The organism is Candidatus Arsenophonus phytopathogenicus (genome assembly GCF_056113345.1).
The window spans coordinates 104,430-117,964 of sequence record NZ_JBUIOB010000019.1; the positions used below are offsets into that span (position 1 = coordinate 104,430).

General features: G+C 34.6%; 14 protein-coding genes and 2 pseudogenes. 8 read left to right on the plus strand and 8 right to left on the minus strand.

Translation table 11 applies throughout. The features are described from left to right. Positions 1–623: 623 nt before the first annotated feature. A pseudogene (thiD, locus tag AC01GB_RS15060) lies at positions 624–1,410 on the plus strand (bifunctional hydroxymethylpyrimidine kinase/phosphomethylpyrimidine kinase). Positions 1,411–1,659: 249 nt separating this feature from the next. Here the strand turns inward: thiD and AC01GB_RS15065 are convergent. The 4 genes from AC01GB_RS15065 to hxpB form a co-directional block, all read right to left on the minus strand. Further along, positions 1,660–3,039, minus strand: a complete 1,380-nt coding sequence (locus tag AC01GB_RS15065) for an L-cystine transporter (RefSeq protein ID WP_474452540.1) — start codon at positions 3,037–3,039, stop codon at positions 1,660–1,662. Positions 3,040–3,241: 202 nt separating this feature from the next. After that, entirely contained in the window at positions 3,242–3,538 is a 297-nt protein-coding gene (locus tag AC01GB_RS15070) for a metal-dependent hydrolase (protein ID WP_474452541.1), read from the minus strand. Continuing rightward, positions 3,510–3,773, minus strand: a complete 264-nt coding sequence (locus AC01GB_RS15075; RefSeq protein ID WP_474452542.1) for a metal-dependent hydrolase — start codon at positions 3,771–3,773, stop codon at positions 3,510–3,512. Before AC01GB_RS15075 ends, AC01GB_RS15070 begins: the two co-directional genes overlap by 29 nt. A 187-nt stretch (positions 3,774–3,960) precedes the next feature. Next, positions 3,961–4,626: a hexitol phosphatase HxpB gene (hxpB, locus tag AC01GB_RS15080; protein ID WP_474452543.1), complete on the minus strand. Its 666-nt coding sequence runs from the start codon at positions 4,624–4,626 to the stop codon at positions 3,961–3,963. A 179-nt stretch (positions 4,627–4,805) separates the two neighbouring features. Between hxpB and AC01GB_RS15085 the strand changes: the two genes are divergently transcribed. From AC01GB_RS15085 to AC01GB_RS15095, 3 genes are read left to right on the plus strand one after another with little or no spacing between them, the layout of a single operon-like run. Further along, a complete protein-coding gene (locus AC01GB_RS15085) occupies positions 4,806–4,994 on the plus strand; it encodes a YniB family protein (RefSeq protein ID WP_474452544.1) in 189 nt (62 codons plus the stop codon). A gap of 53 nt (positions 4,995–5,047) precedes the next feature. Then, positions 5,048–5,125 (plus strand): hypothetical protein, encoded by a 78-nt coding sequence (locus tag AC01GB_RS15090; protein ID WP_474452909.1) that lies wholly within the window; start codon positions 5,048–5,050, stop codon positions 5,123–5,125. 43 nt (positions 5,126–5,168) lie between these two features. Beyond that, the gene (locus AC01GB_RS15095) at positions 5,169–5,336 is read left to right on the plus strand and encodes a YniB family protein (protein WP_474452910.1); all 168 of its coding nucleotides are present in this window, start codon (positions 5,169–5,171) and stop codon (positions 5,334–5,336) included. A gap of 512 nt (positions 5,337–5,848) precedes the next feature. On the opposite strand, the gene AC01GB_RS15100 is transcribed toward AC01GB_RS15095, so the two are convergent. Genes AC01GB_RS15100 through AC01GB_RS15115 form a run of 4 tightly spaced genes read right to left on the minus strand, consistent with a single transcriptional unit; the run spans position 5,849 to position 9,397 of the window. Beyond that, positions 5,849–6,712 carry a metal ABC transporter permease gene (locus tag AC01GB_RS15100; protein ID WP_474452545.1) on the minus strand — a complete coding sequence of 288 codons (864 nt, stop codon included), beginning with the start codon at positions 6,710–6,712 and terminating at the stop codon, positions 5,849–5,851. Further along, positions 6,705–7,595, minus strand: a complete 891-nt coding sequence (locus AC01GB_RS15105) for a metal ABC transporter permease (RefSeq protein ID WP_474452546.1) — start codon at positions 7,593–7,595, stop codon at positions 6,705–6,707. Before AC01GB_RS15105 ends, AC01GB_RS15100 begins: the two co-directional genes overlap by 8 nt. A 3-nt stretch (positions 7,596–7,598) precedes the next feature. Next, positions 7,599–8,483, minus strand: coding sequence for a manganese/iron ABC transporter ATP-binding protein (locus tag AC01GB_RS15110; RefSeq protein ID WP_474452547.1), 885 nt, complete (start codon positions 8,481–8,483; stop codon positions 7,599–7,601). Positions 8,484–8,485: 2 nt separating this feature from the next. Continuing rightward, complete coding sequence (locus AC01GB_RS15115) at positions 8,486–9,397, minus strand: metal ABC transporter substrate-binding protein (RefSeq protein ID WP_474452548.1); 912 nt, start codon at positions 9,395–9,397, stop codon at positions 8,486–8,488. 237 nt (positions 9,398–9,634) lie between these two features. Between AC01GB_RS15115 and AC01GB_RS15120 the strand changes: the two genes are divergently transcribed. From AC01GB_RS15120 to rpmI, 4 genes and pseudogenes are all read left to right on the plus strand, one after another. Next, positions 9,635–10,294, plus strand: coding sequence for a transglycosylase SLT domain-containing protein (locus tag AC01GB_RS15120; RefSeq protein WP_474452549.1), 660 nt, complete (start codon positions 9,635–9,637; stop codon positions 10,292–10,294). Between the two features lie 441 nt (positions 10,295–10,735). Beyond that, a pseudogene (gene thrS / locus AC01GB_RS15125) lies at positions 10,736–12,659 on the plus strand (threonine--tRNA ligase). A gap of 3 nt (positions 12,660–12,662) precedes the next feature. Next, positions 12,663–13,202 (plus strand): translation initiation factor IF-3, encoded by a 540-nt coding sequence (infC, locus tag AC01GB_RS15130; protein ID WP_474452911.1) that lies wholly within the window; start codon positions 12,663–12,665, stop codon positions 13,200–13,202. A gap of 87 nt (positions 13,203–13,289) precedes the next feature. Beyond that, positions 13,290–13,487 carry a 50S ribosomal protein L35 gene (gene rpmI / locus AC01GB_RS15135; RefSeq protein ID WP_474452550.1) on the plus strand — a complete coding sequence of 66 codons (198 nt, stop codon included), beginning with the start codon at positions 13,290–13,292 and terminating at the stop codon, positions 13,485–13,487. Positions 13,488–13,535 lie beyond the last annotated feature (48 nt).

The following is a 13,535-nucleotide window of genomic DNA, read 5'->3' on the forward strand; positions in this document are numbered from 1 at the left end:
GTTATAAATGGCATTTGTTAATTAGTATTAGGTAGCCAATTTTAAATGTACTATTATCTATATAAAATTTTTATTTAAATTAATAAAAACAGATAGTCTTGTAAGATTCATTATATTTCACGATTGAAAGATGATATAATCCAATAATAGTGTTATTTTTTTGTTTTGAAAAAAATTGATTTTAATTTTATTTTTGATAAAACTGGTTCCTATCAATAAACTTGCCAATATTGAATACTATCTTATGCTAAAGCAAGGGACTAATCTGTGATATCCATTGGCTTTATTTATTGTAAATGCGAGCTATTGATAGATAAATTATTTATTATTTCATTTTATAAAATACGATAAAAATTTTTAGTTTTAAAGTCACTCTTGTTAAGAAAAATATTATGCTTGAGTGCTACAAAATTAGTTGTATTTGGGTTATTTCATTAAAAATACAAAATTAAGAAAAGATATATAATGAGAATGATTTTTATTATATCTTAAAAATAGTGAAATAGGGTAGTAAAGGTAATATATTCATTTGTTGTGATATAAAATAACTATTGGTTTAATCTAATAAGTCAAGTAAGGTAGCATAAATTATTCTGATTAATATTTTAATATTAGGAAAATTTATGATTTATAATTCCTTATCAATTGCTGGAACTGATCCAACGTGTGGTGCAGGTATACATGCTGATTTGAAAGTATTTTCCGCATTAGTAAATTATGGTGCAGCTGTGATAACCGCATTAGTTGCGCAAAATACTTGCGCAGTACAGTCAATTCATAATCTTCCTAGCGAAATTGTCGCTTCGCAACTTGAATCAGTATTAACTGATGTTCGAATTGATAGTGTGAAAACTGGTATGTTATCAAATGCTACAAATATATCCATAGTAGCAGCGGCACTAGAAAAATATCCATTATCTTTTACGGTACTAGATATCGTTATGCTTGCGAAAAGTGGAGTACCATTATTGGATGTTGATGCAATCGATAGTCTTATTCATATTTTGTTACCTAAAGTGTCTCTTATTACCCCAATTTGCCTGAGGCAGCAGTACTTCTTAATTGCAATATGGCTAGAGATGAACAGGAGATGGTATCTCAAGGAAGAAAACTATTATCATTTGGCTGCCCGGTTGTGCTTATGAAGGGTGGGCATCTTGATAATAAAGAAAGCCCCGATTGGCTTATTACACATAGTGGTGAATGGCGATATTCATTACCTAAAGTAAGAAAGTAAGAGCACAAAATACTCATGGTACTGGTTGTACATTATCTGCGTCCTTACTTTGACATCTGGCACGATACAATTATTGCAGCTAAAAATTATGTGCAAAATACCTTGAAGCATGCCAATAGATTAAATGTTGGAGAAGCAATTGGGCCTGTTCACCATTTTATACTTGGTGGTAATTTTTCATCTAGTAAAAAACTGTTAATAATTCTACAATTGTCAGAAACAGGATATTTATTTGATAGTATGCATTTATTGGTTATCTAGTGGATGTAAAATGAAAATTATGAATAGACAAAAGAATTATTTAAGTTTCAAAATAATCGTTATTGTCAATCGTATTTAATAATAAAAATAATCTATTTCATAAAGTTGACTAGTTGCTTTTAAGTCCTAAAGAGATTTCTAATAGGGCTTTTGGATAGAGATTATAAGTTTGAAATATTATTATCGAAAATACTTTTATCCGTTTGATGCATCAATTGGTTAGTAATTGTTCCTGCAACCATTGAGCCATTAACATTTAATGCAGTTCTTCCCATATCGCTCAATGGTTCAATCGAAATAAGTAACGCTACTAAAGTAATTGGTAATCCCAGCGCGGGTAAAACCATTAATGCAGCAAAAGTTGCTCCCCCACCTACGCCGGCCACCCCGGCAGAACTTATGGTCACAATACCAACAAGTGTAGTGATCCATATAGGATCCAGGGGATTGATTCCTACCGTTGAGGCAACCATTACAGCAAGCATTGCGGGGTAAATACCTGCGCATCCATTTTGACCAATTGTTGCGCCGAAGGATGCTGAAAAATTAGCAATTGATTCAGGAATGCCCAGTTGCTGAGTTTGCGTTTCAACGTTTAATGCAATACTGCCAGCACTTGAACGACTAGTAAATGCAAAAATTAATACAGGAATGACTTTTTTAAAAAATTTTATCGGATTAATGCCAGAGAAAGAAAGAAGTATAGCATGGACAATAAACATTAAGGATAATGCTAAATAAGAAGCAATGACAAAACTGCCAAGTTTAATAATATCTTGTAGGTTTGAATTAGCAACAACTTTAATCATTAAAGCCATTACTCCATATGGTGTAAGCCGTATAACTAGCCGAACCAGCTTCATGATCCAGGATTGAAAAATATCAATAGCAGATAATATTTTTTCACCTTTTTCGGGATTAGTTTTAGCTAATTGGAGAGCCGCTATGCCTAAAAAGGTAGAAAAAAGAACAACGCTAATAATAGATGTTGGATTAGCTCCTGCCAGATCGGCAAATGGATTTTTAGGAATAAATGATAATATTAATTGAGGTATTGTTAAATCAGAAACCTTGTGGATGTAGTTATTTTCTATTATCCCAAGTTGAATAGTTTCACTACTAGTTTGTACCAGACCTTCTGCAGTTAAGCAAAACCAATATGTAATAATAATCCCGATGAGAGCGGCAATGGCTGTTGTAAAAAGAAGGATCCCAATGGTGAAAAAACTGATTTTTCCTAATGAAGAGGTTTGATGCAAACGTGCTACCGCATTTAGTATGGAAGCAAACACCAAAGGCATAATAATCATTTGAAGTAATTTCACATACCCATTGCCTACAATATTGAACCAAGATAATGAATCATGCACTATTTGATTATTAATACCATATACTAAATGCAAAACAACACCAAAAACAGTACCAATAAGAAGACCCACAAAAACTTTTTTTGATAGACTCCATCCATCTGCGCTTATTTTGGCCAATAACAGCAATAATAGGATAAAGATAAGTACATTTAGAATTACAGGGAAATTCATACCCATTCTCCAGCTCGGTTTATTGTTCCAGGTATAAGATTCTTTGTCATTGGTGAAGTAAGATGATGAAAAACTTCCAATGAAACTCATTTTCCCTTATATATTATCAGCAATAAAAATAATTTTCTTATAACTAAATGCAATTTTATATCCATAATGTTTCATCGTGAATGGAATAAAATTAAATCGTTTAATTCATTAACTACATATGTAATGACGTTTTTTTTTCTTGTAACAGCGGTCGTAGTGGTAATTGGTAGTTCGATGGAATTAATATCGCACAAATAGCTAATAATATGGCGATAGGATGTTCTGCTCTTTGATTAGAATTATTACCTAAGATAAGAAAACAGAAAGAAATTTTTGCTGGCCATAAGAAAGGTATCCCTTTCGCGGTTAACATATCCCCGACTAAGTGACTAAAATAACCTAATAAGAATGCTTGAATCAGGGCATCAGAAAGCCAGTAACTATTGGGCAATTGAGTTGATAATAACATAATGAGCAGCCATGCGAGTAAACCACGGTGACCACATAAACGACACATTGGCACAGAAACGAAATAAGGGTCCGAGAGAAGAGGATGGATGATCTATATCCGGTAGCAATGCGCCAAGTAGCGCACCGGCTAATAAATGAAGCCAATCACCATGTGCAAACTCAGGTGTTATTCCTAGTTTATGCACAAGTATTAATGATGATACTGAAAAAAACAGATGCCCGGTGGCAGTCATAGCATATAATATCCAACTGTTTATTTATACAGTTTGCAAAGTATAATAGTTTTGGCTTAGTTTGAGTAGTGTAATCGAAAAAAATATCTTATTTATTAAATAATAAGAGCAATTTTTTGTAAGATAAGTGATATTGCATTAGTTTGGCAGTATACTGATGCATTAAATTATTGCCAATTGATCAAATTTAAACGATATGCTTAGTTGTTAATTCAGCCAGCGTATTGAGTTTGACGTCTGCTAATGTCCAACGTGGATCAGTGAAATGATCTTTTGGCGGGACAACGATACTACGCATAAGTGCAGCTTTAACCGCAATCATACCATGAAAAGAGTCTTCAAAAGCCACACAATGTGTTGGTTCTATAGCTAGCAGTTTCGCTGTTTGTAAATAAACTTCTGGATGGGGTTTACTGTAGGGTAATGGTGTCGCTGATACTACGGCTGAAAAGTAATCGCGAATATTAAACATAGTAAGTACTTTTTCTAATATGTGCTTTGGTGAAGCTGATGCTAAACCAATTTTTAAATTATGATCCCGACATAGTTGAAGTGCATGTTTAACACCTGGTAATAAAGGTCGTTGTTCTTCTATAAGTTCAATAACCCGTCTAACAATTTTTTGTTCCACCTCTTCTAATGAGGTTCCTTGCCAGGGGGCTGCTAAATGCCACAGTTGTACCACTTGATCGATACGTAATCCTAGAGTGTCGGGAAGTTGATTAGCAATTGAAGTATTAACGCCAAGTTTACTAAGAATTTCTTTTTCTGCTTGGCTCCAAAGGGGTTCAGAATTAATCAATAACCCATCCATGTCAAAAATAGCAGCTTTGATAGATAGCTCATGAGACATTAAAAGCACTCCTATTATTCATGATTTGTTGCTTAATTCTATCAATTTAAAATAAAGAAATCTTTTAATATAGGTAGGTGAGGTCTTATTTTGGTTAGTGATAAAATAACATTTATATGTTTTTAATAACATTTTATCATTTAATATAAATGGTAATATAAAAAATATGAGGAGATTTAATGAATTATCAAACAGCATTTTATATCGCTATTACAAAGTGTGTTTTAGGATGGATAATTTTTTCTTTAGCGCTGGTGTCTACTGTAGTTTCATTAGTTTTGCTAGCAGAAAAGCAAGGTTTACAAGGGGATGTCTTAAATGCTGTAGCCAATGATTTTATTAAAATTATGGCTCTTATTATACGGTAAAACACGGTCTTTTTAAATTTTTTTGGCATAATTCACCAATTACCAGTACTCATATGGGACTTTCGACAGCTAATCTTGGTTTTATTTTACTATTTTTCTTAATGTTTGTTGGTCAAGCTTTGAGTGCTTAAGGTAACAGAATGAATCGTCAATTGAAATTTATTAAAGAAAAGTATTGAAGATCATCTTATTTTTGAAAGAGCGAAAGGTACTGAAGTATCAAAAGAAGAGATAGAAGCCAAAATTACTATTCCTCGTCATACCATTTTCCAGCAGTTTTTTATTTTGTATATATTACCGATTATATTAGGAGGAATACTTTACTTCATAATGAATATTTAGGCTGGTAGTTTTCTTATATTATAATCAATTGAAAAATAATTTTCTTGAACAGTTGAATGAAGATCATCAGTAATAACTTATCTAGTAATAAAACTATTGTTTTGAATGTTATTATAGTAATTTAACAATAATAGCCTTGATATATCAATTAATGCTTATCAAAGTTGACAAGGAAATGTCAATTTCTGCGCGAGCCAGCTTTGACCAAATTCCGATTAATTATTTTTAAATCAATTAATTGGAATATTTATTTTGCTATGATTGTTAAATATATTGTTTTATAATTTAGCTTTAGTAAAGATTTTTATGATGACAAAATGTTAATTTGAATAATGAAATGAATTATTACCTATTTACATTCTAGTTATTGCATTATTCATTTCAATTCTTGAGATCATATTATGAAAATTTATAGTTAATAAATAGAATTTGTATGAAAAACTAAGGATTATCATCTGTAATAAATAAGATAATCCTAATTTTTTCTGGTTATTTTTAATATATTTCTTAGCTTAAGGATGAATTGAAATTTTATCGAAAGAAGAGCGCTTTTTTATTTTACTAATATAGCTGTGGATTAATGCAGCAATAAAATAAATTGCTTGAGTTATTACAATACAAGGCCCCGTTGCTGCATCAATATGAAAACTCAAAATAGTGCCTATTAAAGAGCATGTGGTTGAGGCGATAACTGCAATAATTAACATTCGATTGAAATTTTGACAGAGTGTAAAAGCTATAATTCCAGGGGAAATAAGCATAGCAATGACCAGAATTATTCCTACCGCTTGTAAAGATGCCACAATGGTAAGTGCCAATAAAGAGAGTAATCCATAATGTAAAAGTTTAACGGGTAAACCAATAACCTTTGCCTGATTAGGATCAAAACAATAAAGCATAAAATCTTTGCGCTTTAACAGGATAATCGCGATAGTAAAAGCTGAGATCCAAAGCGTTTGTTTAAATTCAGCTTTGGTAATGCCAAGGATATTACCAAAAAGAATATGGGTAAGATGTTGATCTGTATCGATACGGGCAAATAGTACTAATCCAAAGGCAAACATACCGGAAAAAATAATACCCATGACAGTATCTTCTTTTATACGGCTATTTTCTTTTAGATAACCGGTCGCGAATGCGCAAAAAATTCCTGATATAAAAGCACCAATTGATAAAGGAATACCAATAACAAAGGCGATAACGATGCCGGGTAATAAAGCATGAGAAATAGCATCACCCATTAAAGACCAACCTTTAAGTATCAAAAAGCAGGAAAGAATAGCGCACACTGTTCCGGTTACAAGGGCGGTAATGATAGCTTTTTGCATAAAAGGAAAAGTAAAAGGTGTTATTAATAATTCCATCAAATCATTCATTGTTGCTTACCTCTTGTTTTAACTGTTTGAGGTGTACAATTTCTTGTCGTGCTTTGCGGCGGGAAGCAAATAAACCATATTTAGGGGCAAAAAAGAAGGCATAAAGAAAAATCAGTGTTTGCAAAGTAACGATAATTCCGCCTGTCGCACCATTAATAAAATAACTGATATAAGCGCCAAGAGCACTGGAAGTAAATCCGATCAGTATGGCAATAATAAGTAACCGCTTGAATTGATCCGTGAGTAAATAAGCTGTAGCGCCTGGGGTAATAACCATTGCTATCACAAGTATGGCTCCCACAGTTTGTAAGGCAGCAACTGTACATGAGCTTAATAGGGTAAAAAAAATAATTTTTAATTTTAGTGGATTTAGTCCAATAGAACGGGCATGATTTTCATCAAAGAATACGGCAAGTAAATCTTTCCAGATAAACATAAGTATAATAAAAGAAATGGTAATAATAATTTCAACCTGTAATACATCTTCATCTGCAATACCTAAAATATTGCCAAAGATAATGGTTTGTACATTAACGGAAGTCGGATTTAATGAAAGAATTAGCAATCCTATGGCAAAGAAGGTGGAGAAAATAAAACCAATTACTGCATCTTCTTTTAGTTTTGAAATATGGCGCACCAATGTCATGGAAAGTGCGGCAAGAATACCGGTAAAAAATGCCCCTATAGAATAGGGAAGGCCAAGGGCATAGGCACCTGCGACTCCGGGAACAACTGAATGGGAAAGGGCATCGCCCATTAGCGACCACCCCTTTAACATTAGATAAGCTGACAGAAAAGCGCAGACTGCTCCAACGATAGCACTAACCCAGATTGCTTTAACCATGTAGTTATATTCAAAAGGTTGAAGTAATAGATCCAACATGATTTATTCCTTTGGTTGCTTTTTAATGACGGATGCTTGTTCATGGTTGCCATAAAAAACAGCTGCTCTTTCATCATCAGTAATAACAGTTAATGAACGAGGATCATCATCATCGTGAAGTTCTGCACCAGAGAGATTAATATGGCGTAGTACACCGCCGAAGGCGAGTTGAAGATTTTTTTGGGTAAAGGTTGTTTCGATCGGACCACTAGCCAGTATAGTTCGGTTTACTAAAATAACTTGATCGCAAAATTCAGGCACGCTTCCCAAGTTATGTGTAGAAACCAAAATTAAATAGCCATTGCTACGTAAAGAGCGTAAAAGCTCAATAATCGCATTTTCTGTTTTTACATCGACGCCGGTAAAAGGTTCATCAAGTAGTAATACTTTTCCTTCTTGTGCGAGTGCTCGCGCAAGAAAAACTCTTTTCTTTTGGCCGCCAGAAAGCTCACCTATTTGTCGTTGTTCTAAACCGGTAAGATCAACCAGCGCTAATGCTTCAGCAACAATTTGTTTATCTTGCTGGCTTGGAATACGTAAAATACCCATTTTACCGTAGCGGCCCATCATAACTACATCGGAAACTAGAACCGGAAAGTTCCAGTCAACTTCTTCAGTTTGTGGTACGTAAGCAATAATATTTTGTTTAAGCGCTGTTTTGATCGCAGCATTGTTTAATGTTACACGTCCATTTGTTGGTGTTACTAAACCCATTATTGTCTTAAACAGCGTTGATTTGCCACTACCATTAATGCCTACTAGCGCACAAATTGAACCACCAGTAATATTAAAACTGGCATCGTAAATAGCAGTATGCCCGTTACTGTATGTAACAGTAGCATTATCAACAACTAAGTTTGGTTTTTCGTAAAAAATATTGTTACTCATTATTATTGACCAAAACCTTTTGCAATAGTATCAACGGTAGTTTTTAATAATTCTATATATGTTGGAACTGGGCCATCGGGGGTAGATAAAGAGTCAACATAGAGTACACCACCATATTGAGCCCCGGTTTCTCGGCTGACTTGTTTCGCTGGTTTATCAGAAACGGTACTTTCGCTAAACACAACTGGAATATTATGTTTTTTCACAGTATCGATAACTTTACGAACTTGTTGCGGTGAACCTTGTTCTTCTGCATTAATTGGCCACAAATAAGCTTCTTTAAAACCATAATCGCTAGCCAAATAACTAAAAGCACCTTCACTGGTTGCTAGCCAACGCTTTTGCTGTGGGATTTGTGCCAGTCTTTTCCGTAGTGGTGCATCAATTTTGCTAATTTTACCCGCATATATTTTCGCATTTTGGTTATAAATATCTGCATTTTTAGGATCATATTTTACTAGTGCTGCCCGAATATTTTCAATGTAGATCAATGCATTTTGGGCAGACATCCAGGCATGAGGATTAGGATTTCCTTGATATTCCCCTTCTCGAATAGGCATCGGTTTTATTCCTTTAGTAACTGTAACGGCAGGAGTATGTTTGAAGTTTTCAAAAAAACGACTAAACCAGATTTCAAGTCCTAATCCATTCCATAAAATTAAATCAGCATTATGCGCTTTTAATATGTCTTTGGGAGTTGGTTCATATTCATGAATTTCAGCCCCCGGTTTGGTAATTGATTGGACATTGGCTGCATTACCTGCCACATTTTGCGCAATATCCTGAATAATAGTAAAAGTTGTTACAACGGTAAATTTTTTTGCGTAAGCGATTGAATTAAAAAGAAGAATAACAGAAATTATTATTGAACCAGTAAAAGTGTGCTTAGATGAAAGGTTGGATCTTTTATACATAAGTGGTTTCCCGGTAAAAAAGTAGTAAATTGCACTTTAATGAGAATGATTGTCGACTATATATGAAAGATGTCAATATGATCAATTATTGTAATTGTAATTGTAATTGTAATTGTAATGTAAGTAGCAGATATGAGAACCTCTTCACAACTCAGCGCTAAAGAGGGTAATTTTTTATTTTTATCTTATTAGGCTATGTTAAATAGATAGATCATACCACTAGAGGATTGGTGTAAGGTGAAATTTAAAAGTTGTGGAGTCGTATTTATTATTTTATTAATCGGCTGTTCAAGCAAACTATCTAATAACCCCAAAACAGTCTATCATAACGATTATCTACGCTATTTCATGGAAGAGCAAACCGAAAGTGTACCGTCAAAAACCCCCTACGATGGTGTAATTAAACAAGCGGCGCAACGCTATGCGATTGATGAAAATTTAATTAGAGCAATTATTAAAGTGGAATCTAATTTTCGGGTTAATGCTGTGAGTAAATCCAATGCAATAGGTCTAATGCAAGTTAAGGCTTCTACTGCTGGTCGTGATGCGTATCGGTTACAAGGCAAAGCGGGGCAACCTACCACGAGCCAACTTAAAGATCCGGCGATCAATATTGATGTGGGAACCGCCTATATTCGTTTTATTCAAGAAAATCATTTAGTTGGCATTCGTGATCCAAAAGTACTTTATTATGCCACTGTGGTTGCTTATGTTAATGGTGCCGGGGCATTATTACGAATTTTTGATAAAAATCGTCATGTTGCAATCGATAAAATTAATGAACTAACAGCAGAAGAGTTTTATCAACATATTCAAACAAAACACCCTAATGCGCAGGCACCACGCTATCTTTGGAAAATTAAAAACGCTTACAACTCAATAGCTATGATGGATTAATTATTGATTTATAATAAGAAAATTGATAATGACTTTTATCGTACTATATTTTTTACTAAAAATTATAGCGAACCGAACTGAATAAAATTTTAGCGATAGACTAAACTAGTTTTTTATTGCTATTTCATTGTATAATAAAAAATAAATTTAAATTAAGTTAATTAATCAAAATTTAACTAGCTGACAATTATTTTGTCACTAGTTTTTTAGCGTTTTATTCTTATTATCCCAGATTTAATCTATTAATTAGAACTGCATGATGGTAATATGCGCCGCTAAGTTAATGCAAGTACGTATTCCTTTTACTCTATTTTAGGTATTTTATCATGTACATCACTTACAAGGTGAAGTAAGAAATTGCTTTAACTCACTTTTAATAAAAATATATTTCTATACATGTGATCTTGCGTATGGGTCACCACTGTAAATTAAGGATTTTAAATGCCTGTTATTACTCTTCCTGACGGAAGTCAACGTCAATATGAGCATGCTGTTTCAGTAATGGATATTGCAAAGGATATTGGCTCAGTTCTTGCTAAAGCCTGTATAGCGGGTCGTGTTAATGGTGAACTTGTTGAGGCGAGTGATATAATTAATAATGATGCTCAATTGGCCATTATTACTAGTAAAGATCTTGATGGTTTAGGGATTATTCGTCACTCATGCGCACATTTACTTGGTCATGCGATTAAACAATTATGGCCAACGACTAAAATGGCAATTGGTCCTATCATTGAAAATGGTTTTTATTATGACGTTGATCTGGAACACTCTTTAACCCAGGAAGATTTAGGAAAACTTGAGCAGCGCATGCACGAACTCGCTGAAACGAACTATGATGTTATCAAAAAGCGGGTTAGTTGGCAGGAAGCTAGGGATACGTTTGTTACTCGAGGTGAGGATTATAAAGTTAAAATTTTGGATGAAAATATTAATAAAAATGATCACCCTGGACTTTATTATCATGAAGAATATATTGATATGTGTCGTGGGCCGCATGTCCCTAATATGCGTTTTTGTCATTACTTCAAATTACAAAAAGTGGCTGGTGCATATTGGCACGGTAATAGCGATAATAAGATGCTACAAAGGATCTATGGAACAGCCTGGGCTGATAAAAAACAATTAGCTGCTTATTTATTACGTTTAGAAGAAGCGGCTAAACGAGATCATCGTAAGATAGGTAAACAACTTGATCTTTATCATATGCAGGAAGAAGCTCCAGGTATGGCGTTTTGGCATAATGATGGTTGGGTAATATTTCGTGAATTGGAAACCTTTATCCGTACTAAATTGACTGAATATCAATACCAAGAAGTAAAAGGTCCATTAATGATGGATCGCATTCTTTGGGAAAAAACAGGTCACTGGGAAAACTATAAAGAAAACATGTTTACCACATCATCGGAAAACCGAGAATATTGTATAAAACCGATGAATTGCCCTGGGCATGTACAAATATTTAATCAAGGCTTGAAATCTTATCGTGATTTACCATTACGTATGGCAGAGTTTGGTAGTTGTCACCGTAATGAGCCATCTGGCGCTTTACATGGTTTGATGCGAGTGCGTGATTTTACTCAAGATGATGCGCATATTTTTTGTACTGAAGATCAGATTTTAACTGAAGTAAAAAGTTGCATTAAAATGATTTATGATGTGTATGCAACCTTTGGTTTTGAAAAAATTACCGTCAAATTGTCAACCCGGCCAGAAAAACGAATAGGCACTGATTCTCAATGGGATCGCGCAGAAGCCGATCTTGCCAAGGCACTAGGGGATATTGTATTTGATTATCAACCCGGTGAAGGTGCATTTTATGGGCCTAAAATTGAATTTACCCTGTATGATTGTTTGGATCGGGCTTGGCAATGTGGTACTGTACAGCTTCGATTTCTCATTACCGGGTCGTTTAGGTGCTTCCTATGTGGGTGAAAATAATGAACGTCAGGTACCGGTAATGATCCATCGTGCTGTTTTAGGATCACTTGAACGTTTTATTGGGATTGTAACTGAGCATTATGCCGGTTTCTTCCCGACCTGGTTAGCGCCATTACAAATTGTTATAATAAATATCACGGATGCACAGGCTGATTTCGTACAAAAAATAGTAGAAAAGTTGAGTAATTTTGGTATTCGTGCAAAAGCGGACTTGAGAAACGAGAAAATAGGCTTTAAAATTCGTGAGCATACTTTGCGTCGTGTTCCTTATATGCTTGTTTGTGGTGATAAAGAAGTTGAATCGGATCAGGCATCTGTTCGAACCCGTAATGGTAAAGATTTAGGAACATTTGACGTCACAGAATTTGCAGAAAGAGTGCTTGATGAAATTCGCACTCGTCATATTTATCAACTGGAGGAATAAGGTATTAAAGGCGGAAAAAGAATTCAAACGGCGCGCCCGAATCGTATTAATACGGAGATTCGTGCTTCTGAAGTTCGCTTAACTGGTTTAGATGGCGAGCAGATTGGTATTATCAGTCTAAAAGAAGCTCTTGAAAAAGCCGAGGAAGCTGGTGTTGATTTAGTCGAAATCAGTCCAAATGCCGAGCCGCCGGTTTGCCGTATCATGGATTACGGCAAGTTCCTCTATCAGAAGAGTAAATTGCTCAAAGAGCAAAAAAAGAAACAAAGAGTTATTCAGGTAAAGGAAATTAAATTCCGACCTGGTACAGATGAAGGTGATTATCAGGTCAAACTACGCAACCTGATTCGCTTTCTGGATGATGGTGATAAAGCCAAAATCACGCTACGGTTTCGTGGTCGTGAAATGGCGCACCAACAAATCGGTATTGATATGCTTAATCGTATCAAAAACGATTTGGATGAGATGTCAGTCGTCGAATCTTTTCCAAGCAAGATCGAAGGCCGTCAGATGATCATGGTACTTGCACCAAAAAAGAAATAGTTAGGCAACCAAGTAATAGCGTTCTATCTAGATGGAAAACTATTCGCCTAGCTAGTTACAATTAACAATGCGAAGTGGATATTTAAAATGCCAAAGATCAAAACAGTACGTGGTGCGGCAAAGCGTTTTAAAAAAACTGCCAGTGGTAGTTTTAAACGTAAGCACGCTAACCTTCGTCATATTCTGACTAAAAAGTCAACTAAGCGTAAGCGTCATTTACGACCAAAAACCATGGTTTCTAAAGGTGACCTGGGTTTGGTAGTGGCTTGTTTGCCATATGCATAAGTTTGAATTTTTTAGTTTAAGATTATCGAATTTAATTCGAAGTGATAG

Excerpts from the sequence above, each read along its gene's own strand:
- AC01GB_RS15105 (WP_474452546.1), bottom strand. The coding sequence starts at position 7,595 with ATGTTGGATCTATTACTTCAACCTTTTGAATATAACTACATGGTTAAA.
- hxpB (WP_474452543.1), bottom strand. The coding sequence starts at position 4,626 with ATGTCTCATGAGCTATCTATCAAAGCTGCTATTTTTGACATGGATGGG.
- rpmI (WP_474452550.1), top strand. The coding sequence starts at position 13,290 with ATGCCAAAGATCAAAACAGTACGTGGTGCGGCAAAGCGTTTTAAAAAA.
- AC01GB_RS15100 (WP_474452545.1), bottom strand. The coding sequence starts at position 6,712 with ATGAATGATTTGATGGAATTATTAATAACACCTTTTACTTTTCCTTTT.
- AC01GB_RS15090 (WP_474452909.1), top strand. The coding sequence starts at position 5,048 with ATGGGACTTTCGACAGCTAATCTTGGTTTTATTTTACTATTTTTCTTA.
- AC01GB_RS15085 (WP_474452544.1), top strand. The coding sequence starts at position 4,806 with ATGAATTATCAAACAGCATTTTATATCGCTATTACAAAGTGTGTTTTA.
- AC01GB_RS15075 (WP_474452542.1), bottom strand. The coding sequence starts at position 3,773 with ATGACTGCCACCGGGCATCTGTTTTTTTCAGTATCATCATTAATACTT.
- AC01GB_RS15110 (WP_474452547.1), bottom strand. The coding sequence starts at position 8,483 with ATGAGTAACAATATTTTTTACGAAAAACCAAACTTAGTTGTTGATAAT.
- AC01GB_RS15115 (WP_474452548.1), bottom strand. The coding sequence starts at position 9,397 with ATGTATAAAAGATCCAACCTTTCATCTAAGCACACTTTTACTGGTTCA.
- AC01GB_RS15070 (WP_474452541.1), bottom strand. The coding sequence starts at position 3,538 with ATGTTATTATCAACTCAATTGCCCAATAGTTACTGGCTTTCTGATGCC.
- AC01GB_RS15065 (WP_474452540.1), bottom strand. The coding sequence starts at position 3,039 with ATGAATTTCCCTGTAATTCTAAATGTACTTATCTTTATCCTATTATTG.